The sequence below is a fragment of the Exiguobacterium sp. Leaf187 genome, assembly GCF_001423925.1.
Lineage (GTDB): Bacteria > Bacillota > Bacilli > Exiguobacteriales > Exiguobacteriaceae > Exiguobacterium_A > Exiguobacterium_A indicum.
In genome coordinates, this window is sequence record NZ_LMPR01000009.1 from 92,751 (window position 1) to 116,648 (window position 23,898).

The following is a 23,898-nucleotide window of genomic DNA, read 5'->3' on the forward strand; positions in this document are numbered from 1 at the left end:
CTCGTTCGTTTGGTTTAGTGACTTAATCGAACGTCGTAAACGTCGCATGTCGTTCGACCGGATACAGTTCCGTACCGGCGACAGCGTTCAAGATCAACTGGTTCCGCGAGACGGACATACCAAGATTATCCGCAGCCGGACCGTGTGATAATTCTAAATTAGCGGTTGCGTATAGATGGTGGGCTGTCTCGACCGAACGCACGATTTGGTAGTTGGCATCGACTTTCCAGGCATTCGGTGCTTCGAATACGATATCAAGTCGGTCGATGAAGCTCGGAAGGGATGGCGAAAAACCAGTTGCCGCAATGACGGCATCTGTTACGGACATACGTTCATCCTCAAGTTCTTGATGTTGCATCGCAATCGTGAACCGCTCATCGTACGTAATCTCTTTTACTTCAAGATTCGCGCGGATCGCGACCTGTCGTTGTTCCTCTTCCGTCAAATCATAGAGATGGGCGTAGATCGATTGCAGGGTCTCCGGACTGATACCGTTCTGAGAGCGGGCAAACTTCTTGACCGACTCTTGTCGTACTTCGAGTGGAAGTTGGTTGAAGTACGTGACGTAGCTCGGTGAAAAAATTTCTTCTCCGAGTTTGCCGGTCTCAAGTGTCTCAAACAGTGTCGAACGCGCAATCCACTCGAGTTCAGGACGCTCTGAAGCAGGCGTCGTCAAGAGATCAAGGAAAATCTCGGCGGCACTTTGACCGGAGCCGACGATGCTGATTTTGTTGCGCTGAAGTAAATTTGCCTTGTTCATGACATATTGCGTATTGTGGATGACGCGTTCGTCAAACGTATCCGGGATGGCGGGTTTTGAACCAGTGCCGATGACGACGTTTCGTGCTTCGAACGTTTCGCGTTTACCGGTCGAGACATCTTCGACGAGGACTTCAAAACTATCACCGGTGTCTTGCACGTCGATGACACGTGTCGAAAAGCGGAGATCTTCAAGTTGTGTTGCGACCCAACGTAAGTAATCGTTGTAACCTTGTCTTGAAATCAGAAGTTTTTCATAGAAGTAAAACGTGTGGAGACGGTGAATCGATCGTAAGTAATTGAGATAGGAAAACGAACTTGTCGGATCGGCGAGTGTGACGAGATCGGAGATGAAGCTCGTCTGCATCATCGAGTCCTGGATCATCATGCCGGGATGCCATGAAAATTGTTCGCTTTCGTCAAAAAATAACGTCTTTAAATCTGTCGGATGCGCAAGTGCGCTCAATCCTAAATTCATCGGACCAATGCCAATGCCGATTAAGTCATACATAGAAAAAGCCTCCCAATTCGATATTGTTCTAAAACAATACCCGAAAAGGAAGGCGGACGAAACGTCAGGCTGAAGCTTTACAGCTGGTCGGTCGTCGTTGTTTTGGTTTCGACCGTCATTGTTTTCCCATCACGGATGATCGTCAAGGAGAGCGGTCCATCTGATTTGATCAGTGCCGTTTTGATGTCAACGAATGCTTTGATTTCGGAGTCATTGATTTTCGTGATGACGTCACCTGTTTTCAGTTTAGCCGCAGCAGCTGGACTGTTCGGTTCGACTGACATGACGACGACACCTGTTTTTTGACTGTCTGGTAGTTTGACTTGATCTTTAAGATAACCGGCAGGGAACGCCGCAACGTCTTGTAAGGACACACCGAGCGTCGGATGCTCAACTTTACCGTTTGTTTCAAGCTGTTTGAGGATTGGTAATGCATCATCGATCGGGATACTGAAGCCGACGCCTTCAACACCAGACTCAGCGATTTTCATCGAGTTGATTCCGACGAGTTGTCCTTGTTCATTGATCAAGGCACCCCCTGAGTTACCAGGGTTGATTGCGGCATCCGTTTGAATGACTGTCGTATTGAAGTCGTCTTGTCCATCACTGTTCGTATCGACCGGTACGGTCCGGTCTTTCGAACTGACGATTCCGCGTGTGACGGAGTTTTGGAACTCACCGAGCGGGTTACCGATTGCAAGGACCGTTTGTCCGGCTTTTAAGTCCGCTGATTTCCCGAGTGTGATGACGCCCGGAACATCGCTTGCGTCAACTTCAAGCACAGCTAAGTCATAGGTTTCGTCGCTACCAAGCAACTTGGCTGAGAGCGTCTTGCCGTCATTCAACGTTATATCGAGTTTTGATGCCCCATCGACGACGTGATGGTTCGTAATGATGTATGCTTTACCGTCCTCTTTCTTATAGATGACACCGGACCCTGAACCAGCCGCTGCTTCTTGTTGCGACATCGAGTTGCCCGCTTGATAGTTCGTTACGGTCACGACAGATTTTTGAGCCGTAGCAACTGCGTTCGTCACCGGATCATTCGATGTCGTCGAGACTTGTTTTGGCATACCATTTGATAGTGGGGTATCAGCGACCTGCTGTTCTTGATCGAGTAGGATCGGAAAGGCAACCGTAGCCGTCAAGACCGCGCCGATGATGCCTCCAGTCAATCCAGGTAAAAGTGCTTTCGTTTTTCCAGCCATAAGTCATCATTCCTCTCTGTATGATTTCTGATTTCATCATAGCAAATGAAACAACCTCTTCACTGATTACGGGAGACATTCCGAAATGACTCATCATTCCCCATAATTCGACGACAATTTCTAAAAGTTGAGATAATCAGGTCAGTTCGATACACTGAAGCTGTCTCGAACATATATTTCATTAACAGAAAGAGAGTGTGGAACATAATGCTATTGCGTCTAGTCTATGGAGCAGGATTGTTGTTTGCGGGAGTTGGTCATTTCCGTAATGAAAAAGGATTCGTCAGCATCATGCCGTCGTTCATTCCGTTCAAGCGCTTTTTCGTTCAAGTGACAGGTGTCATCGAAATCGCTTACGGTGTCATGTTGTTGACAGGAAAAGGGGTGCACCTCGTTCGTAAGACTCTTCCTGCCTTCTTATATGCAGTCTTACCCGCAAACGTCAACATGGCAGTCAATCCGAAGCCGATTAATGGAAAACGTCTTCCGTCTTGGTTGCTTTGGACACGGTTGCCGCTCCAATGGGGACTCGTCTCTCTTGCGAAACGCCTGAAATGAATCGGAACAAAAAGCCGCCAAATTGGCGGCTTTTATTGTTAAAAACGTTTGTTGACAGCAAGTAAGGAAGCTTTTGCAATCTCTTCGTAGGTAGAATCGTTCGGGTGGAACTGGTCACTCGATAAATCACGTTTGACGTCACGCACGAGATTGAACGTGTCGATGATCTCGACATCGTACTCGATACCGAGCGTCCGTGATTTTGCGTTCCAATCTTGGACGATGGCATCGAATGCTTCACCGTTTTCCGTCGCGCGGAAAGGATTATAGAGCCCGACGTAGAAGATGACAGCATCCGGATTTTGTTCTCGTAGGATACTGAACGTCTTTTTCAAGTTCGCTTGTGCCGTCGTGACGGTTTCGGCTGTCTTCTTCGCATTGAAGTTTGCGACGCCTTCACCACGATTGAATAAGTCATTTCCGCCAATCGTCACCGAGATGACTTTTGCTTGTTTGATTGAGCGTAAGACTTCTTTTTGTTCTAGTTGTTTCAGTAAATCTTCCGTCCGGGCACCACTGACGGCAAGATTCTGGAAGCGCTCGACAGTGTTATCTTTGACAAGATCGCGTCCGACGATTGCAGCGTAACTATTGCCGTTTGATGCTCCGACACCACGTGTCAAGGAATCACCAAGCGCGACGTACGTCCCGCCTTTTTTGACAGGCTCTTCCTTCGTAGGTGTCAAGACGGCACGTTTTGGTGGGTTGACGACGTCACTATAGGCACTGACGAAGCCGTATCCAAAGATTGCCGTCAAAACGAGTGAGACGGTTAAAAACAGGGGCCAGCGTAATCGCTTCATGAACGTTCCTCCTTCTAGGTTCTAACCTGATTGTAGCAAAAGTTGAAAGAATGTGCGGAAATGAAGTGTTCTGACAAGTCAAATGATTCATTATTCCGCTAGAATAGACAATAAGAGGTGAGAGACGTGAAACCAACAGTGAAATTAGAAGGTGTAACAAAGGTGATCGGAAAAAAGACGATCATTGATAATATCTCGTTTGAGATCCAACCAGGTGAAGTTTTTGGCTTCCTTGGACCGAACGGGGCAGGAAAAACGACGACGATCCGGATGCTCGTCGGCTTGATCAAACCGACGTCCGGTAAAATCACGGTCTGTGACTTTGACGTCCGCAAACAGTTCGTCCAAGCGATGGAGCGGATTGGCTCGATCGTTGAAAATCCAGAGTTGTATAAGTATTTAACGGGTCGCGAAAATCTACAAGTCTTTGCCCGGATGTTACCGAATGTCGATGAGGCTCGGATTCAGGAAGTCATCGATCTCGTCGATTTGACGGCGCGTGTTGATGATCAAGTCCGGACATACTCGCTCGGGATGCGGCAGCGTCTCGGCATCGCACAAGCATTACTCGGACGACCAAGCGTCTTGATTCTCGACGAACCGACGAATGGTCTCGATCCGATGGGGATTCGGGATTTACGTCAATTCATCCGCCGGCTCGTCGAGGAAACGGGACTGTCGGTCCTCGTCTCGAGTCATATCTTGGCTGAGATCGAAATGCTTGCCGATCGAGTTGCAATCATGAGTTATGGCAAAATCGTTCAAGTCGGAACGGTCAAGGAACTGGTCGAGTCGCTCGCACCAGGCGTTGACTGGCGTGTCGATGATGCCTTTAAGGCGAATGAGATTTTATCAGCATCCGATTTAGTCCAAGTGTCCGAAGTCGTCGATGCGAATACGGTTCATACTTTGATGGATGCAAGCAAGACACCAGCGCTCAATAAGCAGCTGCTCGAAGCAGGGGTCGAAGTCTGGACGATTGAACGGAAGGTCCAAACGCTCGAAGATCTATTCATCACGTTAACGGGAGGCGATCACATTGCGTAATCCGAACATGATCGGTCTCGTACGAAATGAAGTGACGAAAATTGCTTCGAAACGTCGTTTTGCCGTCGTTGCGATCATTCTCGTCGTTCTTGTCTCGATGTTTACGTACGCACAGTACCGAGACATCCAAGAACAAATCAAAAAGCAGGGAACGCTCGATTGGCGGGTTGAGTTACAACAAGACATCGTCGACACGCAGAACCGTCTTGCTTCTAGCAGTATTCAAGATGAGTTCCGTCAGTTCCTTGAGTTTGACCTCAAACAAAATCAATACTATCTCGATAACGACATCAACCCGAACTATCCGGGAGCCCCGACGTTCATCCGGATCTTCTTCTCGCAAGGATTGACGCTGATCTTACCGCTGTTCATCATCGTCATCATGGCGGATATCGTCAGTGGGGAGCAAAATGATGGAACGATCAAGACGCTCCTGTCGCGACCAGTCCGGCGCTGGAAAATCCTGATGGCGAAATGGTTGACGGTGTTACTCTATACGTCGATGTTGATGGCATTGACCGTCGCCGTCTGTTACGCGATATCCGGGATCGTCCTCGGCTATGACGGCTGGACCGCACCGATCTTGACCGGTTTCCAAGCCTCACCGAGCGGTACGTTCTCGACCGAGTTCGTGCATACGTTACCGATGTGGGAGTACCTCTTGATGGCAGTCGGTCTAGCGTGGATCGTCACAGCCGTTGTCGGAACGATCGCCTTGATGGTCTCTGTTCTCGTCAAAAACACAGCGACAGGGATCGGGATCATGATGGCAGTCTTGATTTCCGGTACGTTACTGACGACGCTTGGTTCAAGTTGGACGAGCTCGAAATATCTAGTCAACGTCAATTTCGGACTGATCAACTATCTCGATGGACAAGCACCACCAATCGAAGGAATGACGCTTCCGTTCTCACTTGCTGTCCTCGGTTGTTGGACGGTCGCGGCGCTAATCGTTGCGTTTTGGAACTTCACACAAAAAGATATGTATTAAGACGAACGGGTCCACCTATAGAGGGGGACCCGTTTTTCATGGATGAAGCGACAAACGATCGTATGTCTCGATTATTTTTTGATACTGAAGTTGTGTCGATAACGAAGCATCTACTATCAGAATCGGGGAAATCGACTGGTCCATCTGATACTGGTGTTCTGCGAACGTACCGATCATCGATGGATCCGTCGCCGTGTGATACGTCCGGCACCAGTCAAGGAATTCATTGGAGCCTGTAAAATCTGGGTATCGTGCTTTTTCGCGCGCGATGAGACGTTCCATCCGAACCGATTCGTCGAGCGACAGGAAGACAAGCAAGTCCCGATTGATGAAACCATCCGGATGCCAAGCGAAGACAGAGCCGGAGACGATGTAATCGTTGTAAGACATAAGATCTGCTTCATACATGGAAAATCGCTCGGAGACTTCTCGCTTTTCAGTGAACGTCGTATCTGTCCAAAGATAATGGTCGGTATCAATCCAGGGAATCTGTTCAGCTTGTCCGATGAAGGCGCCCAGTGTACTTTTTCCGGTACCTGATCCACCAATGATTTGAATACGCACAACAATCGGCTCCTTTCGAAATAATGTACCGGCACGCAGAACAGGCCCGGGCATGATGCCGGACCTGTCGCTTGGAAGAACGAATTCTCCCTATGTCGCCTCGTGCAAGCACAAGACATGGAATCGAGAGGCAGTGCCTCTAATAGGAAGCCGATGCAGGTCAGCCTCCGCGCTACGTACCAATCGTACTTTTATCATACTGATTCCAAGAATTGGTGTCAAACCTGCTCGAAAGGGTTTATATTCTGTGTAAACCGTCAAAAGAGAGAATAACGATGATTAGAGGAGGAACGACCATGGCAGATTGGGGCATCATGCTGACAGGCGTCGTCATTTGTGGGTGGTGCATCTTTAGTGCCATTTATGACGATTTCATCCGTCGCGTATAAGTCGAGCAAGTGGAAGCCGTCCAGAATGGGCGGTTTTTTCATGGATTTTTTTAATCCATCGAAGTGGCTGTGGTACACTCGAAGCAGAATGAAAAGATAGAGAATGGGTGAAGAAAAATGAAGAAACAACCAGTCATCGTCATCGTCGGACCGACGGCAGTCGGAAAAACGAAGACGGGCATTGAACTAGCCAAACGATTAAACGGAGAAGTCTTATCGGGAGACTCCGTCCAAGTCTATCAAGGGATGGACATCGGATCAGCCAAAGTAACGACCGAAGAGATGGAAGGGGTGCCGCACCATCTGCTTGATCTTGTGACACCGGACGACGAGATGAGTGTAGCGCGTTTTCAGACGGTTGCCCGAGCGACGATCGATGAGATCGCAAGTCGGGGTAAGTTACCGATCATCGTCGGTGGAACAGGGCTTTATATCCGGTCGATTTTATATGATTACCAGTTCACCGAGCAGGCGGAAGATCCAGCTTTACGGGCTAAACTCGAAGCGTACGCGGCGACACACGGAGCGAATGCATTGCATGACCAGTTGAAGGAACTCGATCCGGTGCGTGCCGAAGCGATTCATCCGAATAATATCCAGCGGGTCGTTCGGGCGATTGAGGTCGCGCGGACCGGTCAGACACAAACGACCGGTAGTAAGCCGGCACTTTATGAGAGTCTACTATTCGTCCTACACATGGAAGACCGGGATCGCTTGTATGATCGGATCGATCAACGGGTAGATATGATGGTCGAAAGTGGGCTTCTTGAGGAAGTGGCGCGTCTGGAAGCTGCCGGGTATCGACACACGAAGGCGCTGCAAGCAATTGGTTATAAAGAGATGTTACCAGTCCTTGACGGAGCACCACTCGATCCTGCCGTTGATATGCTGAAACGGAACACGCGACGCTTCGCGAAACGTCAATTGACGTGGTTCCGTCACCAATTTGATGGCGTTTGGGTGGATATGGGAAAGTTTTCATTTGAAGAAACGTTCAAAATTATCTATGATAGAACTGTAGAGTTTCTGAAAGCGGTTAAATAAGAGTTGCCCGAAGACAGAAACAGATAAAAAGAGGGGGCACGGGGAATCATGAAAGCGACATACAACATTCAGGACGTCTTTTTAAATCAATTACGGAAAGATGCAGTCCCGACAACGGTTTTCTTAATCAGCGGGTATCAATTACGGGGGCTGATCAAGTCATTCGATAACTTCACGGTCATTTTGGAGTCGGAAGGCAAACAGCAGTTGATCTACAAGCACGCAATCTCGACGTTCGCACCAGCGCGCAACGTGACGTTATATGAGCAAGAAGAGACACAAGAAGTCTCTCGCTAAGTAAAAGAGACGACCGGGGGGTCGTCTTTTTTTTAGGTTTCATTCAGGTGTGGCACTTCGTAAGTGAAGCGAAAAATGACAGTTGCTTCACTCCATCGTAAACGTGTCGTTACAGTAATGGTGTCAGTTCCTCGACTGCTTCTTCATAACGTCGGAGCGAGACATCCTTATAGAGGCATGTCTTCTGTAGGCGTTCTTCCTTCGTCATCTCGTCCTGATATGTTTTCAGGATAAAACTGTTGCGTAACATCGACGGTGTCAAGACCCGTTTATTATCGGACCGTTCATTCAACTGACGCATCATCTTCGTGATCATGACGATCGACAGTTGCTTCGGTGCATTTTTGCTGTAAACCCAGCGGAACGTCATCCGAGCAAAGTCGAAGGCGACGAAAAAGGGGTCGGTGCTGTGATAACGGGGACGGACCGGTTCCGGAATCGTCTTCAAGTAACGCAACATGATGTCTTGATCTTCCCGCTCGAGATGGAGCAGGTAACGGTTACCAAGGCGATCGTGGACAGTCATCTCTTGCTGGGCGAAATTAAGGTCATGCATCTTCAAACCAATGATGTGATGAACACGTAGACCGTAGCGATAAAACAATCGAAGGATCAGTTCGTTTCGATCGATTAAAAACGGACGTGCCTTCAATTGATGTTCCGTCAAGCCGCGATCGGATTGATTCGTCCGGACCAATTGTTCATATTCCTTGAAGGAAGCGACGTGTTTTGCCGTCAATTCGTGCGTCGGTTGTGCGTATTCAATCAGCTTCGCCTTCGTTTGTCGAATCTGATAATTGACTTGATTGATGACGGTGACGATCCGGGCAACCGTTGCTTGCTGGTAGAGTTTCTCTTCGATCAAGTATTCATTGATGAACGTCTTCCACGTCTCGATCGAAATCGCCTTGAAATCGTCGATCGTCTCGAGTGGTTGGTCGACATCGGTCATGTAGCGATGGACTTCGATTAAATCATAGCGATAGCGGCGGACGGTCGAAAGTTGCCGTCCACTTGTCGTTAGATAAAACAAATAGCGTTCAATGAACTCTGGAAGCGTATACGACTGTTCGCGTGCCATGGTTTTCCTCCCCTTATCGTAATCTTTCTTCCATCATAAACCGAACGGATGTTTCCTGTCCAAAAAAGTTCAGACGAACCGGTGCCTGTGGTATGATAAAGGGCGCAGTACGTCTTTACTCGTGAAAGGAATGATATTATGTCAGAACGCGTCATCGTCGTTGGTTGCCAGCTCCCCGGTGTCCCGGACCATGTCTATGAAGAATCGGTCGCGGAGCTCGAAGCACTCGTAACGACTGCGCATGGTGTCGTCGTCGGTCGTCTGGATCAAAAACGACAAGCGATTGATCGCCGTACGTTCATCGGAAAAGGAAAGGTTGAAGAACTCGTTGCTTTAGCAGACGAACTTGAACCTGATTTAATCATATTCAATGCCGAGGTCACGCCCGGTCAGATGAAGAATATCCGGATCGCCTTGTCGGACCCGGAAGCCATCAAATTGATTGACCGGACGCAGTTGATCCTCGATATCTTCGCTGGCCGAGCCCAGTCACGCGAAGGGAAATTGCAGGTCGAACTGGCACAGATGAGTTATCTCTTACCACGTCTTGCCGGGCAGGGCACACAACTGTCACGTCTTGGTGGCGGAATCGGGACGCGTGGACCAGGTGAATCGAAACTCGAGACGGACCGCCGTCATATCCGGCGTCGGGTCGATGAGATCTCGAAACAACTCGAGACATCCGTCGCGCACCGTGCCCGTTACCGGGAACGTCGCAAAGAGAACCAGACATTCCAAATCGCGCTCGTCGGTTATACGAATGCTGGCAAATCAACGATCTTCAACCGGTTGACACAAGCCGACACATACGAGAAGGATGAGTTGTTCGCGACGCTCGATCCGTTGACACGTCAAGTCGATTTGCCGGAAGGTGGTCAAATTCTCCTGACGGATACGGTCGGTTTCATTCAAGATCTGCCGACGAAGTTGATCGCGGCGTTCCGTTCGACACTCGAGGAAGTGCTGGAAGCCGACTTGATCCTCCATGTCGTTGATGCGTCGAGTGAGTATTACTTGAATCAGATGCAGACGACGAACGATGTCCTCGATGAACTCGGTGCCGGTGACATTCCGCAACTCGAAGTCTACAACAAGAAGGATCAATTGAACCGCTTGTTCACAGGTGGAAAACTGCTGATTTCTGCGCTTGACCCGCAGGATATCGAGCGCTTGATCGAAGAGATCGAACGTTCGATCAGCGAAATCCTCGAGTATCTCGAGATTCGTATTCCAGTTGACGGATTTGCCCATTACAATCCGGCGAAGGAAGTCATGATGAATTTGAAGGAATCGTTCGAAGAAGATGGTTCCGTCATTCTAAAAGGTTACTTGCGTAAAGATACGCGTCTATACGCGACATTGAAACAATACGAGGTGTAAACATGTTTTCAGAATTAACCCATTACGAAACGCTCCGTCCGCTCATTGACCGGGCGGAGGAACAGATCGCCCCGTACGTCAAGAAAGCGCAAGAGGTCGCGGAATACAATCAATTCCGCGTCCTCGATGCGTTCCGACGTCACAAGGTCAGTGATTTTCACTTCATGCCGTCAACAGGTTACGGCTACAACGATGAAGGACGCGATACGCTCGAACGGATCTATGCTGATGTCTTCGGTGCGGAAGCCGGTCTTTGTCGTCCGCAAATCATCAGCGGAACCCATGCAATCGGTATAGCGTTGTTCGGTTTGTTATTGCCAGGAGACGAATTGCTCTATATCACAGGAAAACCATACGACACGCTTGAAGAGATCGTCGGAATTCGTGGTGACGGACGCGGTTCATTAAAGGAACTGGGCGTCCAGTATGATGTCGTCGAGATGAAAAACGCCGAGACGATCGACGTACCGGCCGTTCTCGAACGGATCACACTACAGACGAAGGTCGTCGGGATTCAGCGTTCAAAAGGCTATGCGACACGACGTAGTCTGCCGGTCAACGAGATCGGAGAAGCGATTGCTGCCATCAAAGCCGTTCATCCGCACGTACTGATCTTCGTCGATAACTGCTACGGTGAGTTCGTCGAGACGATCGAACCGACACACGTCGGGGCGGACTTGATGGCAGGATCGTTGATTAAGAATCCGGGTGGTGGACTTGCGAAGACTGGCGGTTATCTAGTCGGTCGGACTGATTTGATTGAACGAGCGTCATTCCGGATGACGACACCAGGGATTGGCGCCGAAGCCGGTCCATCGTTATCCGCACTTCCGGATATGTACCAAGGCTTCTATATGGCACCACATACGGTGAGCCAAGCGTTGATGGGCGCGATGTTCACGTCGAGCATGCTTGGTCAGTTTGGCTTTGACACGGCACCTCATCATACGGCAGAGCGGACGGATTTGATTCAATCGGTCTCGTTTCATGCGCCAGAGCCGATGATTGCCTTCTGTCAGGCGATTCAAGCCGCTTCACCCGTCAATGCACATGCGTTACCGATTCCGGATTATATGCCGGGCTATGCGGACGATGTCATCATGGCAGCAGGGACTTTTGTACAAGGATCATCGATCGAGTTATCAGCGGATGGTCCGATCCGTGCGCCCTATACCGCATACGTCCAAGGTGGTTTGACGTATAGCCACGTCAAGATAGCCATCATCTCAGCCGTCAATCACTTGATGGAAAAACAATTAATTCCAGAAAAAAACGTTTAATACTAGAATATCTCGTGAAAAGACCTCTGAACGACTTCATGTAAAGTGATTAAAAAAGTTGTGTTAACTTTTCTCACATCGCTTGACAAGTTGCCTGACAGAGGTTTATTCTCATGGAGTAAGGAAAAAGGAGGAACCACATGGCAGACTCATCACGCCAGTCCAAGCCACTATTTCCCATCGGAGTCGTTCAAGAGTTGACCGCGTTATCTGCCCGCCAGATCCGATACTACGAAGAACAAGGACTGATCAAACCGGAGCGGACAGAGACGAAGCGTCGCCTCTATTCGTTCAACGATGTCGATCGCTTGTTGTCGATCAAGGAATACCTGGATCAGGGACTGAATATCGCAGGGATCAAATTGATTTTTGAAAACGATCTTGTCAAACGCGAACGCGTTGCGGAGAGCGTCGTCGAGACGCGCCCGGAACTATCTGACGGCGAATTGTATAAACTCCTGAAAAATGAATTGAAGGAAGCAGGACGACATGGAAAGACGTCGCTCATCCAAGGTGAGCTCGGGCGTTTCTTCAAGTAAGGACCTGTAACCATATAAAAACGAATCGGAGAGGGGATTTGTCACATGACACGTCGCAACATTACACGAGAAGACATTTTGAAAATCGCTAAAGCTGAGGATGTACGCTTCATTCGCTTACAGTTCACAGATATCCTCGGAACGATCAAGAACGTTGAGATTCCAGTAAGCCAATTGGAAAAAGCACTTGATAACAAAATGATGTTCGATGGTTCATCGATCGAAGGATTCGTCCGGATCGAAGAATCAGATATGTATCTCTTCCCAGACTTGAACACATGGGTCGTCTTCCCATGGACAGAAGATGGAACAGGGAAAGTTGCACGTTTAATCTGTGACATCCACAATCCGGATGGCACGCCGTTCGCAGGAGACCCACGTGGTCAGCTCAAACGGGTACTTAAAGAGATGGAAGAGCTCGGTTTCTCATCATTCAACGTTGGACCAGAGCCAGAATTCTTCCTCTTCAAGAAAGATGAAAAAGGTCGTCCGACACTTGAATTGAACGACCAAGGTGGATACTTCGACCTCGCACCAGTCGACCTCGGTGAAAACTGCCGTAAAGAGATCGTCATCGAGCTCGAGAACATGGGCTTTGAAATCGAAGCATCACACCACGAAGTTGCTCCAGGTCAACACGAAATCGACTTCAAATATGCGGATGCAATCACGACAGCGGATAACATCCAAACGTTCAAACTCGTCGTCAAGACGATTGCTGCGAAGCACAACTTGCACGCGACATTCATGCCAAAACCACTCTTCGGTGTCAACGGATCAGGCATGCACGCGAACATGTCGCTCTTCAAAGGCAACGAGAACGTCTTCTTCGATGAAGGCAACGAAGACATGCAATTGTCGGATGATGCACGTGCTTTCACGGCAGGTATCCTCAAACACGCTCGTGCGTTCACAGCGGTTTGTAACCCGACAGTCAACTCATACAAACGTCTTGTTCCTGGCTACGAAGCACCTTGCTACGTCGCATGGTCAGCGCGTAACCGTTCACCACTCGTCCGTGTTCCTGCAGCACGTGGACTCTCGACTCGGATCGAAGTTCGTTCAGTCGATCCAGCAGCGAACCCGTACCTTGCGCTTGCGACATTGCTCGCTTCAGGTCTTGATGGAATCAAGAACAACTTGAAAGCACCGGCTCCAATCGACCGCAACATCTACGTCATGGACAAACCGGAACGCGTTGCAAACGGAATTGATGATCTTCCATCAACACTCAGCCACGCACTCGAAGTCTTGAAAGCGGATGACGTCGTCATGCACGCTCTCGGCGATCACATCGCAGAGCACTTCGTTGAATTGAAAGAAATCGAATGGGATATGTTCCGGACGCAAGTCACGGAATGGGAACGCGATCAGTACATGGTCTTGTTCTAATCCAACTCAAGCACTTTCGGACTTCTGTCCGGAAGTGCTTTTTTCATAGCGCAGACAGGGATTGAGTCAAGGATGTGGAAAGATACAAGAGTACAAAGAAAGGGAGACGATACATCATGAAAAAAGGATATGAAGGCAAAGAGATCACGGTCTATTTTGATTCGGAAGTCTGCATTCACTCTGGTCATTGTGTACAAAGTCTACCAACTGTCTTTGATGTCAAGCGGCGTCCGTGGATTGAAGCGGACGGGGCACCAGTGGACGATGTCATGCGGGTCGTCGACGGTTGTCCGAGCGGCGCCTTATCTTACGAACGGAGGGAAGCAAATGGAGCTGAAACGAGCGGAACGTAAAATCGAAGCCCATCAGGAAGGGGAAGTGATTGGGGAAATCACTTACAGCGATACGAACAACGGCATGTGGATCATTGATCACACATACGTCGATCCCGCGCACCGCAATCAACAGATCGGGGAACAACTCGTTGCCGAGATCGTCAACTGGGCACGAGAAGCAAATGTCAAGCTGTTACCGTTATGTCCGTTTGCGAAAAAAGAGTTTGAACATCAATCCGATTATCAGGACGTACAAGCAAATACGTGAACACAAAAATCTCCTCTAGTCTCTCAAGACCAGAGGAGATTTTTTCGAGTCATTGTTTATGATCCCTAACTTTCATTTTGCGAGAAACCATCAGCGTGCCGAAATAGGCGATGACGTACAACACAATCAATCCTTGTTTTAGCAGATAAGGCAGATCCATTTGACTCGCGATTATAAAAATGACGCACAGCAATATCAAATAGGGTATGAACTGCTTATTTGGCATATCAGGACCCCCTTCACTATCCATTTATTTCTATTATAAGGATAACACAAGAGTACATCGAAATAGGCTAAAGATGAATGACTTGCTTATAGATACAATCGTAGAAACGCCATCGTGACAACACCAGTCGCGACCGTCCAGGATAAACTTTTACTGAAAATCGCGACCGCCATGGTCGGGAGGGCGGCGAAGACATGAAGCGTCGAAACCGTCGGAAACGCCTCATCTTGAGCGATGAGAAGATTTTGAAAGAAAAGGGCACCGAGCAGGCAGACCGGAATGAACGAGAGCCATTCTGTTACGAGGCGCGGTAACGTCAGTCCATGAAGGACGAGAAACGGTAAGACGCGTGGAATCCATGTGACGAGTCCACAAGCTAAAAAAAGAGCAATTAATTCCGGGCGGATTTCCATCGTGTGATCACGACTCCTATACTTGCACCACCGAGCGTCGCGCAAAGAACGGCGACTTCTGGAGAAAAGTAGCGCATGGTTATGTAAAGCAATAGTAAGACAATCAGTAAAAGGCAACTATTCACGGCAATACGGGAACGTTCCCCTTCAAACTGTAAGTACAATAAGCCGATGAACATCGCTGTCAGGGCAAAATCGAGACCGAAGCGCTCGGGATCAGGGAACCAGCTGCCGACAAGGGCGCCGAGAACGGTTGCGACGATCCAGCTGAAGTAAGCAGTCAGATTCAAGCCATGCATGAAGGACGGGGAGAGCTTCCCTTTTTGCGCAGTGTTCATCGCGACAGCGAACGACTCATCCGTCAGTAGCGTTCCGGTACCGAGGCGGTCGCGGAGATGACGTGTCTCAACATGTGGCGCAAGCGTCAGACTCATTAACAAGTGCCTGAGATTGACGATGAACGTCGTCAGAATGATGGCAGAAGCAGGACCATTTAATAGTAAGAGACTCGTAATGATGAACTGAGCGGCGCCGGCATAGATGAAGACGGACATGAATCCGACTTCAAGAGGGGATAAGCCGGAGGCACGACCGACGATCCCAGCTGAAAAACCGATGCCGATATATCCGAGGACAGTGGGTAGACAGGCACGGACGCCTGCTTGAAAGGCTGATGACATTCGATTCCTCCTCTTTTTTAAGAGCATAGCACTCATGCGGAATATCGTCACCAACTGGTCAATATTTTCATCATTTTTTTCGACATATTCGACTTGATTTGGTGGTAAAGACTAAGTGGTACGGCAAAATCAGTTAGGTAAAGGAGCGTTTTTCATGCACAAATTAATGAAAGATTCAAACCGGTTCGTTTCAGACATGGTCGACGGACTCGTATTAGCTCACCCTGATTTGTATAAAAAGGTCGAAGGTGTTAATGTCGTCGCACGGAAAGTGCCGCTTGATGGAAAAGTCGGACTCGTTTCTGGTGGGGGAAGTGGGCATGAACCCGCACATGCTGGATTCGTTGGGGACGGTATGCTTGCTGCGGCTGTTTGTGGGGAAGTCTTCACGTCACCGACACCGGATATGGTGCTCGAAGGCATCAAGGCAGCCCATGGTGGAAAAGGTGTCTTACTCGTCGTCAAGAACTACTCGGGTGATGTCATGAACTTCGATATGGCGAAGGAACTCGCTGAACTCGAGGACATCGAAGTCGACACGGTCGTCGTCAATGATGACATCGCGATCAAAAAGGAAGAGGATCGTCGTGGGGTTGCGGGAACGGTCTTCGTCCATAAGATTGCCGGAGCTGCGGCTGCAGAAGGGAAATCACTGAGTGAAGTCAAAGCAGTCGCGGAAAAAGTCATCCAGGGCGTTCGTTCGATCGGAATGGCACTCTCACCATGTTACATGCCAGAGAGTGGCAAACCAGGCTTTGAGTTGCATGATGACGAGATGGAAATTGGAATCGGGATCCATGGTGAAAAAGGACTTGAACGAAAAGCAGTCGCTTCCGTTGATGCGATCGTCAAAGAGTTGCTCGATCGTCTGACAAAAGAGGTACCAGACAAAAAAGTCGCCGTCATGGTGAATGGGATGGGTGGAACGCCAGAATCCGAACTGTATATCACGTATAAATACGTCGCGGAAGAACTTCAGGCACACGGTTACGAGATTGCCCGTTCGTTCGTTGGAAACTATATGACGTCGCTCGAGATGCACGGATTCTCAATCACGCTCTTACCAGTGGATGATGAACTGCTTGGGTATCTCGATGCAGAAACGAAAGCGATTGGATTCTAATTTAGATAAACGGGGTGTACAAAGATGAAGTTGACGACGGAACAGTTACGAAGCGCGCTCATCAAAGCAGCGGAACAGATTGACCAGCACAAGGATGAATTGACGGACCTTGACCGGGAAATCGGTGACGGGGACCACGGGATCAATATGTCACGTGGCTTCCAAGCAGTCCAAAAGACGTTAGAAGAACACGGCGAGTATGAGGACTTAGGAGCTTTATCGAAAGAGGTCGGGATGACGCTGATCAAGACGGTCGGTGGAGCATCCGGTCCTTTGTACGGCACAGCATTCGTTAAGTTCGCTGGTGCGTTCAAAGGGAAAACAGAAGTGGAAGGTGCAGAACTCGCGGATGCTTTCCATGAAGCGACGGAAGGCATCAAATCGCGTGGGAAATCGGAATTCGGTCAAAAGACAATGGTCGATATCTGGACACCGTTCCAAGAGGCGCTCTCGCAAGAAGGGGATTTGAAAGCGGCAATCGATCAAGCGCTTGCTGATACGAAAGCGCGCATCGCAACGAAAGGTCGTGCGTCTTACTTCGGTGAAGCGACGGAAGGCGTCCAGGACCCAGGTAGTCTATCGAGTGCTTTGTTACTCGGCGAAATCGCGGAGGTGCTTCATGGTTAATCTTGTACTCGTTTCCCATAGTGAAAAACTTGCAGCTGGACTAAAGGAACTGCTGGCAGAGATGGCGCCGGATACACCAGTCTTAGTAGCGGCAGGTCTTGAGGACGGTAGCATCGGAACGGACGCGACGCGAATCGAAGAAACACTGAATACACTAGACGACGATGGAGTCGTCTTAACGGATATCGGCTCTGCGACGATGAACACAGAATTGGCCCTTGAACTATACAGTGGCGAACGGACGGTTCGGTTTATCGACGCACCACTCGTCGAAGGCGCGTTTTTAGCGGCAGTCTTAAGCGGACAGTCGAAATCCGTTGATGAGATTGAAGACGGATTGAAAAAAGAGTTTAGCAAATAAGAATCAAATCCCCCTTGCTTCAATGCAATGGGGATTCTTTCATATCTGAATGAAATGGTGGTATGAAAATTGTAATCATAATGCATGTACATAAATAGGACAGTAAAAGAATGTAAACCATGAGGTGAGTTCTTGAGTTATACGTTAAGGAAAGCAGACACTGAAATCAAAAAGCAGACATTCATCCACTTATTATTACTGGCTGATGAATCTATCGATAAGATTTATGAATACTTACCTAACGGTGACCTGTATTATCTCGAAGATTCATCTGGGCATGTAGTAGGTGTTATTGTTATGACCAAAATTAATCAAGATACAATGGAGATAAAAAACGTTGCCATCAAAAAAGAACACCAGGGTCAAGGGTTAGGAAAGAGGATCATCTCATTAACGCTCGAACAATATAAGGAACAAGAGTATCATCATTTCATCGTAGGAACGGCTAATTCGAGTATTGATAATTTAGCTTTCTACCAAAAGCTTGGTTTCCGGCTATACGACATAAAAAAAGATTTTTTTCGGTCGTATCCAGAGGAAATCTGGGAGAACGGAATACAGGCAATCGACATGATCATGCTAGAGAAAAATGAGTGATCCACATTATATGTTGAGGGGAATACGTGGGACCTCTTCTATGCGAATGAGTAGCACAAAGAATTATGATGTATGTGCTGCGGTGGTACATTCTAGTCTGAGTCTGGTGTTAGAAGAATGATTATATTGTAGTTTCTATAAGACAGTGAAAACCCGGTCCCTCTGCAAAAGGGACCGGGTCAATTGTTTTATTTTGATGGTTTGAAGACCATTGTCGCTTCCACTGCTTTTTGCCATCCGGCATAGCGTTGTTCACGATCGTCTTCTTTCATCTCTGGTTTGAACTGGTGATCCAGCTTCCATTGTTTTTTGATCTCCGCTTTATCTTTCCAGTAACCAACAGCTAATCCAGCAAGGTAGGCTGCACCAAGTGCTGTCGTTTCGTTGATTTCTGGACGATCGACAGGAACGCCGAGGATGTCCGATTGGAACTGCATCAAGAAGTTGTTCGCTACTGCACCACCGTCGACACGAAGTGTCTTCAGTTCGATACCAGAATCTTGTTCCATCGCTGTCAACACATCACGTGTTTGATAAGCGAGTGATTCAAGCGTTGCACGAACGAAGTGTTCCTTATCTGTTCCGCGTGTTAATCCGAAGATTGCCCCGCGTACATCTGAATCCCAGTATGGCGCACCAAGACCAACGAAGGCAGGAACGACATAAACACCGTCTGTTGAGTCGACTTTCGTTGCGTAACCTTCTGAATCTTTCGCATTTTTCAGCATCCGAAGTCCATCACGGAGCCACTGGATCGCAGAACCAGCGACGAAGATAGAACCTTCCAGCGCATATTCCACTTTTCCATCGACGCCCCAAGCGATCGTCGTCAAGAGTCCATGATCAGAAGAAACGGCTTTCTCACCTGTGTTCATGAGCATGAAACACCCTGTTCCGTATGTGTTTTTCCCTTCACCCGCTTCGAAGCACGTTTGACCGAAGAGTGCTGCTTGTTGGTCACCCGCAATACCAGCGATTGGCACTTCGTAACCGAAGAAGTGATACGGTACCGTTTTGTCGTAGACTTCACTCGACTGACGAACTTCTGGCAACATCGAAGCAGGAACACCTAGGATATCGAGTAACTCTTCATCCCATTTTTGTTCGTAGATGTTATACATCAATGTTCGTGAAGCGTTCGTGTAGTCCGTGATGTGCGTTTTTCCACCAGACAGTTTCCAAACGAGCCACGTATCGATCGTACCGAAGAGCAATTCACCGTTCTCTGCTTGCTCACGCGCACCTTCGACATTATCGAGGATCCATTTGACTTTCGTTCCAGAGAAGTAGGCATCAATCAGAAGTCCTGTTTTATCGCGGAACTTCTGGTTCAAACCTTGTTCTTTTAAGTCGTCACAAATACCAGACGTTTGACGCGATTGCCAAACGAGTGCGTGATAGACCGGTTTACCTGTTTCTTTGTTCCAGACGACCGTCGTTTCACGTTGGTTCGTGATGCCGATTCCAGCGATTTGCTCAGGTTTGATATCTGCTGTCCCGAGTGCTTCGGCCATGACGGCAAGAATCGAACCCCAGATTTCGTTTGCATCATGCTCGACCCAGCCTGGTTGTGGGAAGTACTGTTTGAATTCCCGTTGTGCCGAGTTGACGATTTTCCCATCGTGATCGAAGATGATCGCACGTGAGCTTGTCGTACCTTGGTCGAGTGCTAGGATATACTTGTTTTCCATTTCGAAATCCCCCTTGAGCGGTATGTGTTAGTGAGATGTGATCTTAGTAGATCAATTGATAGATGAACACGGCAATCGCTCCACCGATGATCGGACCGACGACAGGAATCCATGAATAGCCCCAGTCAGATGAACCTTTATTCGGAATCGGTAGGATAGCGTGCGCGATACGCGGTCCAAGGTCACGAGCCGGGTTGATGGCATACCCTGTTGTACCACCGAGCGAGAGACCGATGACGACGACGAGTAAACCGACGATGAGTGGTTTTAAGCCATCTCCGAACGTTGTTAAACCAAGTGCCAAGATACCGAAGACGAGAACAAATGTCCCGATGATCTCAGAAATCAAGTTCGACGGCGTATGACGAATCGCTGGACCTGTTGCGAACACACCGAGTTTTGCAGCTTGATCATCAGTCGCTTCAAAATGTTTCATGTAATGAAGCCAAACGAGAATGGCGCCGATGAAAGCTCCGACAAGTTGTCCGGCAATGTAGATCGGAACGTCTGCCCACGGTAGGTCAGAGTTCAAAGCAAGTGCGATCGTCAATGCGGGGTTCAAGTGTGCTCCACTTTCAGCAGCGACGAATGCTGCTGTCATGACGGCAAGACCCCAAGCGAACGTGATGACGATCCATCCGCTGTTTTCCGATTTCGTCTTTTTCAAGACGACACCGGCGACGACTCCATCCCCGAGCAGGATGAGGATCATCGTACCGATCATTTCCAATACAAAGTTATTCATGCAAAAACCCTCCCTTTGGATTAAAGCAGATAATGGCCTTTCTACTTTAAATTACTCCGAATTGAGAACGTTTTCAATACATATAATTGAAATATAGGAATGGAAATTTTTTATTTTGATGTTTAAAGATACGAAAAAGTGGATAAGAAAACACCTCATTCTGCTTGCAAGCAAGCAAAAGAGGTGTTACCGACGACGTTTTTTTCTTTTTTTAGGTCGAAACCAACTGCTGGAATAATCTAGTAGGATATGAATCGTACTTGCCACCATGATACCGACGACGAATGCAGGCAAGGAAGCGAACCACGAATCAATCGTAGCAGAATCAAGAACCTGAAAATATAGACTTATAAATAGTAGCGGAATCAGAATCGCAGCACTATAAAGAAGCCGAATGATGTCTCCGATGATCAGTCCATGCGACCAGATCGATCGGTGAGGCATGATCTTGACATACGGCATCCAAAGAACTCGAAATGGTCCAAAGCGATAATACGGTTCTGACTTTAAATCGAGGTCGGGTGACAACCAAAGGGTACCGACAGCGATACCGATGGCAGTCGGTAACCAATCGGTTTGTTGCGTTGCGACCGAATACGCAACGTAACCCGTCAGTGCGACGGTATTGACGGTATCATGTACATTTCCTGATGGCATGAAAAAAGACCAGTCGTAACTGGTCCCTCCGTCAATGAATCGTCCGATACACGCCGATTACCTTACCAAGAATGGAGACATTATCGAAATACATCGGATCCATCGAGTCATTTTCTGGTTGTAGACGTACCTGTTGATCTTCTAAGAAGAACCGTTTCACCGTCGCTTCGCTATCTTCGGTCATAGCTACGACGATTTCTCCGTTTTCTGCTGTGTTTTGTTGGCGCACGATGACACGATCGCCGTCAAGAATACCTGCGTTAATCATCGATTCACCATCGATCGTCAACATGAAGACCGTCTCGTTCCCTACATAATGTGCAGGGAGTGGGAACTGTTCTTCGATGTTTTCAATCGCTGTAATCGGAAGACCTGCTGTGACTTTCCCGATGACGGGAACATGGACGATGGCTTCCGTGATTTCTTCAGGCTTATCAAGCAATATCTCAATCGCACGTGGTTTCGTCGGGTCACGGCGAATCATTCCCCGTTTCTCGAGTCGATCCAAATGACCGTGTACCGTCGAGCTAGACGCGAGTCCGACTGCTTCTCCGATTTCACGAACTGATGGTGGATACCCCTTCAGTTTCACTTCAGAGACGATGTAGTCGAGAATCTCTTGTTGGCGCTTAGACATTTTCCGCATACGAATTGCCACCTCTTTCTGGATTGAAGTTTGAAATGTAAGAATATATGTTTCTAGATTCACTATAACATAGAACAAATGAGCGTACAAACAATTGTTCGACATTTTGTGTTGACCGAACACGGGTTCTGTGTTTATTATGAGTTATGCGAACAATTGTTCCGCGAACGTTTATTCTAACTCATTCATTTCATATTTGGAGGGATTCATGATGATTCATACGATTCGTACTCATGCTTTTTCAATTCTCTTCTATGCATTAAGTATTGCCTTCGTGATCTTTTTACTCACACCGCGCCCGGATGAAAAAGTGGCGCAACTAATGACTGCTTCCGTTACGGTCGATGAGAACGCTACAGTTGAACAAATCGCTGAAGTCTACAATGACGGTTCGATGTCAGATGAAGAATACGTCAACTGGTTGATTAAAAATAATGATGTCGAGACAAAACACGTCATCTCAAAAAGCAAAATCGTTGTACCAATCGCACAACAATGACAAAATGGAAAAGTTGTGAAAGAACGAACAGGGATGTGAGGTACGATGAAGGTCGTGATTTATTGTCGGGTGTCGACCGAAAAAGAAGCACAAGATAGTTCGATTGAACGCCAACGGATGGAACTTTCGAAGGTCGCGTCTCAAAAGGGTTTTGATGTCGTGGATGTCGTCTCTGAAAAAGAGAGTGGATATGACGTCGATCGGGAAGGGATGCTGACGGTTCTTGATCATGTGACACGTGATGCGGTAGATGCGGTCCTCGTAACGGATGACACACGGATTGGTCGAGGGAATGCGAAAATCGCTATTTTGCACACGTTTAAGAAGCACGGTGTTCGGTTGATGACACTTGATTCCGATGGAGAATACCAACTTGCTGATGCAGAAGCGATGGTCCTTGAGATCGTCTCACTCGTGGAAGAATATCAACGTAAACTGCATAATGCAAAAATCGCGCGCGGCATGCGGCGAGCGGTCGAACAAGGCTTTCGCCCGGAACGAAATCTGAATCGCCAAGGAGAGAACGCCGGGCGTAGCCGAAAGGACGTACCGATCGAAGAAATCGTACGTCTCCGTGAACTCGGACTGACGTTTTCAGATATCGCCATTACGCTTCGCGGGATGGGACATGATATTTCAAAGGCAACGGTCAATCGTCGATACCTTGAATACCGCGAATTGACGCCTAGCCCGGAATGAGAAGCAAGTAACCCGTCGACTGACGCGGTTAACTTGCTTTTTTTAGTAAGCTCTTTTACAGTAAGAATACAATTGAACTACTCAAGTTTGAGTCGTACAGAAAGAGGGATTCCATGTTATCACAAGAACAATTAGATCGAATCAACGCATTAGCGAATAAATCAAAAGTCGAGCCGTTATCAGAAGCAGAAGCGGCAGAGCAAAAAGAGTTACGTGCAGCGTATCTCGCAGCATTCCGTGGATCGTTCAAAAACCAACTCATGGGCATGAAGATTGTTGATGAAGAAGGTACGGACGTAACACCAGAGAAATTAAAACAAGCACAAGAAGAAGAACGGAATAAACAATAATCGTTTGTTTCTTCTATAGAAGAAAGAGGTTCGCGTTAAGCGGACCTCTTTTTTGTTTAGCGCTGTTAGATGAGGAAACATTGCACGATAGCAATACATCTTAATAACGATCTTTCATCAATTCATGCATCCTGTATG

General features: G+C 48.1%; 30 protein-coding genes. 18 read left to right on the forward strand and 12 right to left on the reverse strand.

From position 1 onward, the window contains the following. Positions 1–22 precede the first annotated feature (22 nt). Positions 23–1,270, reverse strand: a complete 1,248-nt coding sequence (locus tag ASF99_RS04375; RefSeq protein ID WP_055967162.1) for a lysine N(6)-hydroxylase/L-ornithine N(5)-oxygenase family protein — start codon at positions 1,268–1,270, stop codon at positions 23–25. A gap of 77 nt (positions 1,271–1,347) precedes the next feature. Continuing rightward, positions 1,348–2,478, reverse strand: coding sequence for a S1C family serine protease (locus ASF99_RS04380; RefSeq protein WP_055967165.1), 1,131 nt, complete (start codon positions 2,476–2,478; stop codon positions 1,348–1,350). 207 nt (positions 2,479–2,685) lie between these two features. Here ASF99_RS04380 and ASF99_RS04385 point away from each other — a divergent pair, with 207 nt between their 5' ends. Next, on the forward strand, positions 2,686–3,036 hold the full coding sequence (locus ASF99_RS04385; RefSeq protein WP_029341233.1) for a DoxX family protein: 351 nt from the start codon (positions 2,686–2,688) through the stop codon (positions 3,034–3,036). Between the two features lie 38 nt (positions 3,037–3,074). Here ASF99_RS04385 and ASF99_RS04390 read toward each other — a convergent pair whose 3' ends face one another. Continuing rightward, positions 3,075–3,839, reverse strand: a complete 765-nt coding sequence (locus tag ASF99_RS04390; RefSeq protein ID WP_023467747.1) for an SGNH/GDSL hydrolase family protein — start codon at positions 3,837–3,839, stop codon at positions 3,075–3,077. Between the two features lie 126 nt (positions 3,840–3,965). On the opposite strand from ASF99_RS04390, the gene ASF99_RS04395 reads away from it, so the two are divergent. Together ASF99_RS04395 and ASF99_RS04400 are read left to right on the forward strand one after the other, a co-directional pair. After that, entirely contained in the window at positions 3,966–4,886 is a 921-nt protein-coding gene (locus tag ASF99_RS04395) for an ABC transporter ATP-binding protein (RefSeq protein WP_023467748.1), read from the forward strand. Then, positions 4,879–5,877 carry an ABC transporter permease gene (locus ASF99_RS04400; RefSeq protein WP_023467749.1) on the forward strand — a complete coding sequence of 333 codons (999 nt, stop codon included), beginning with the start codon at positions 4,879–4,881 and terminating at the stop codon, positions 5,875–5,877. The genes ASF99_RS04395 and ASF99_RS04400 overlap by 8 nt, the downstream gene beginning before the upstream one ends. Before the next feature lie 36 nt (positions 5,878–5,913). Here ASF99_RS04400 and ASF99_RS04405 read toward each other — a convergent pair whose 3' ends face one another. Beyond that, on the reverse strand, positions 5,914–6,441 hold the full coding sequence (locus ASF99_RS04405) for a shikimate kinase (RefSeq protein ID WP_055967168.1): 528 nt from the start codon (positions 6,439–6,441) through the stop codon (positions 5,914–5,916). A 506-nt stretch (positions 6,442–6,947) separates the two neighbouring features. On the opposite strand from ASF99_RS04405, the gene miaA reads away from it, so the two are divergent. Both miaA and hfq read left to right on the forward strand, forming a co-directional pair. Continuing rightward, positions 6,948–7,874, forward strand: coding sequence for a tRNA (adenosine(37)-N6)-dimethylallyltransferase MiaA (gene miaA / locus ASF99_RS04410; protein WP_055967169.1), 927 nt, complete (start codon positions 6,948–6,950; stop codon positions 7,872–7,874). A 48-nt stretch (positions 7,875–7,922) separates the two neighbouring features. Further along, positions 7,923–8,171, forward strand: a complete 249-nt coding sequence (hfq, locus tag ASF99_RS04415) for an RNA chaperone Hfq (protein ID WP_023467753.1) — start codon at positions 7,923–7,925, stop codon at positions 8,169–8,171. 109 nt (positions 8,172–8,280) lie between these two features. On the opposite strand, the gene ASF99_RS04420 is transcribed toward hfq, so the two are convergent. Continuing rightward, complete coding sequence (locus ASF99_RS04420; protein WP_023467755.1) at positions 8,281–9,252, reverse strand: tyrosine-type recombinase/integrase; 972 nt, start codon at positions 9,250–9,252, stop codon at positions 8,281–8,283. Positions 9,253–9,390: 138 nt separating this feature from the next. On the opposite strand from ASF99_RS04420, the gene hflX reads away from it, so the two are divergent. The 6 genes from hflX to ASF99_RS04450 all read left to right on the forward strand — a co-directional run bounded on the left by hflX (position 9,391) and on the right by ASF99_RS04450 (position 14,446). Next, a complete protein-coding gene (gene hflX, locus ASF99_RS04425; RefSeq protein ID WP_055967172.1) occupies positions 9,391–10,632 on the forward strand; it encodes a GTPase HflX in 1,242 nt (413 codons plus the stop codon). A gap of 2 nt (positions 10,633–10,634) precedes the next feature. Then, on the forward strand, positions 10,635–11,912 hold the full coding sequence (locus ASF99_RS04430; RefSeq protein ID WP_035398134.1) for a methionine gamma-lyase family protein: 1,278 nt from the start codon (positions 10,635–10,637) through the stop codon (positions 11,910–11,912). A 140-nt stretch (positions 11,913–12,052) separates the two neighbouring features. Continuing rightward, on the forward strand, positions 12,053–12,451 hold the full coding sequence (locus tag ASF99_RS04435; RefSeq protein WP_023467758.1) for a MerR family transcriptional regulator: 399 nt from the start codon (positions 12,053–12,055) through the stop codon (positions 12,449–12,451). Between the two features lie 45 nt (positions 12,452–12,496). Continuing rightward, positions 12,497–13,843, forward strand: coding sequence for a type I glutamate--ammonia ligase (gene glnA / locus ASF99_RS04440; protein ID WP_023467759.1), 1,347 nt, complete (start codon positions 12,497–12,499; stop codon positions 13,841–13,843). Between the two features lie 116 nt (positions 13,844–13,959). After that, positions 13,960–14,196 (forward strand): (4Fe-4S)-binding protein, encoded by a 237-nt coding sequence (locus ASF99_RS04445; RefSeq protein WP_035398132.1) that lies wholly within the window; start codon positions 13,960–13,962, stop codon positions 14,194–14,196. Then, positions 14,171–14,446 (forward strand): GNAT family N-acetyltransferase, encoded by a 276-nt coding sequence (locus ASF99_RS04450; RefSeq protein WP_035398130.1) that lies wholly within the window; start codon positions 14,171–14,173, stop codon positions 14,444–14,446. Before ASF99_RS04445 ends, ASF99_RS04450 begins: the two co-directional genes overlap by 26 nt. A 49-nt stretch (positions 14,447–14,495) precedes the next feature. On the opposite strand, the gene ASF99_RS17205 is transcribed toward ASF99_RS04450, so the two are convergent. From ASF99_RS17205 to ASF99_RS04460, 3 genes are all read right to left on the reverse strand, one after another. Next, the gene (locus tag ASF99_RS17205) at positions 14,496–14,672 is read right to left on the reverse strand and encodes a hypothetical protein (RefSeq protein WP_156357180.1); all 177 of its coding nucleotides are present in this window, start codon (positions 14,670–14,672) and stop codon (positions 14,496–14,498) included. 86 nt (positions 14,673–14,758) lie between these two features. After that, positions 14,759–15,085 carry an AzlD domain-containing protein gene (locus ASF99_RS04455; RefSeq protein ID WP_055967173.1) on the reverse strand — a complete coding sequence of 109 codons (327 nt, stop codon included), beginning with the start codon at positions 15,083–15,085 and terminating at the stop codon, positions 14,759–14,761. Next, entirely contained in the window at positions 15,064–15,765 is a 702-nt protein-coding gene (locus ASF99_RS04460) for an AzlC family ABC transporter permease (protein WP_023467762.1), read from the reverse strand. Before ASF99_RS04460 ends, ASF99_RS04455 begins: the two co-directional genes overlap by 22 nt. A gap of 154 nt (positions 15,766–15,919) precedes the next feature. Between ASF99_RS04460 and dhaK the strand changes: the two genes are divergently transcribed. The 4 genes from dhaK (at position 15,920) to ASF99_RS04480 (ending at position 18,473) form a co-directional block, all read left to right on the forward strand. Beyond that, on the forward strand, positions 15,920–16,888 hold the full coding sequence (dhaK, locus tag ASF99_RS04465; protein WP_023467763.1) for a dihydroxyacetone kinase subunit DhaK: 969 nt from the start codon (positions 15,920–15,922) through the stop codon (positions 16,886–16,888). A 24-nt stretch (positions 16,889–16,912) separates the two neighbouring features. Continuing rightward, positions 16,913–17,515 carry a dihydroxyacetone kinase subunit DhaL gene (gene dhaL / locus ASF99_RS04470; RefSeq protein ID WP_035398129.1) on the forward strand — a complete coding sequence of 201 codons (603 nt, stop codon included), beginning with the start codon at positions 16,913–16,915 and terminating at the stop codon, positions 17,513–17,515. Beyond that, the gene (dhaM, locus tag ASF99_RS04475) at positions 17,508–17,876 is read left to right on the forward strand and encodes a dihydroxyacetone kinase phosphoryl donor subunit DhaM (protein ID WP_050678341.1); all 369 of its coding nucleotides are present in this window, start codon (positions 17,508–17,510) and stop codon (positions 17,874–17,876) included. Before dhaL ends, dhaM begins: the two co-directional genes overlap by 8 nt. 132 nt (positions 17,877–18,008) lie before the next feature. Continuing rightward, positions 18,009–18,473 (forward strand): GNAT family N-acetyltransferase, encoded by a 465-nt coding sequence (locus ASF99_RS04480; protein ID WP_052017176.1) that lies wholly within the window; start codon positions 18,009–18,011, stop codon positions 18,471–18,473. Positions 18,474–18,661: 188 nt separating this feature from the next. Here the strand turns inward: ASF99_RS04480 and glpK are convergent, their stop codons facing one another. The 4 genes from glpK to lexA form a co-directional block, all read right to left on the reverse strand. Further along, positions 18,662–20,164 carry a glycerol kinase GlpK gene (glpK, locus tag ASF99_RS04485; RefSeq protein ID WP_035398125.1) on the reverse strand — a complete coding sequence of 501 codons (1,503 nt, stop codon included), beginning with the start codon at positions 20,162–20,164 and terminating at the stop codon, positions 18,662–18,664. A gap of 43 nt (positions 20,165–20,207) precedes the next feature. After that, the gene (locus tag ASF99_RS04490) at positions 20,208–20,909 is read right to left on the reverse strand and encodes an MIP/aquaporin family protein (protein ID WP_023467768.1); all 702 of its coding nucleotides are present in this window, start codon (positions 20,907–20,909) and stop codon (positions 20,208–20,210) included. A 186-nt stretch (positions 20,910–21,095) separates the two neighbouring features. After that, positions 21,096–21,566, reverse strand: a complete 471-nt coding sequence (locus ASF99_RS04495; protein ID WP_055967175.1) for a metal-binding protein — start codon at positions 21,564–21,566, stop codon at positions 21,096–21,098. A gap of 31 nt (positions 21,567–21,597) precedes the next feature. Then, on the reverse strand, positions 21,598–22,212 hold the full coding sequence (lexA, locus tag ASF99_RS04500; RefSeq protein ID WP_023467770.1) for a transcriptional repressor LexA: 615 nt from the start codon (positions 22,210–22,212) through the stop codon (positions 21,598–21,600). 211 nt (positions 22,213–22,423) lie between these two features. Here lexA and yneA point away from each other — a divergent pair, with 211 nt between their 5' ends. From yneA to ASF99_RS04515, 3 genes are all read left to right on the forward strand, one after another. Then, positions 22,424–22,711, forward strand: a complete 288-nt coding sequence (gene yneA / locus ASF99_RS04505) for a cell division suppressor protein YneA (protein WP_023467771.1) — start codon at positions 22,424–22,426, stop codon at positions 22,709–22,711. Between the two features lie 45 nt (positions 22,712–22,756). Then, positions 22,757–23,410 (forward strand): YneB family resolvase-like protein, encoded by a 654-nt coding sequence (locus ASF99_RS04510; RefSeq protein WP_029341251.1) that lies wholly within the window; start codon positions 22,757–22,759, stop codon positions 23,408–23,410. A 113-nt stretch (positions 23,411–23,523) separates the two neighbouring features. Next, positions 23,524–23,760: a DUF896 domain-containing protein gene (locus ASF99_RS04515; RefSeq protein WP_023467773.1), complete on the forward strand. Its 237-nt coding sequence runs from the start codon at positions 23,524–23,526 to the stop codon at positions 23,758–23,760. Positions 23,761–23,898: the final 138 nt, after the last annotated feature.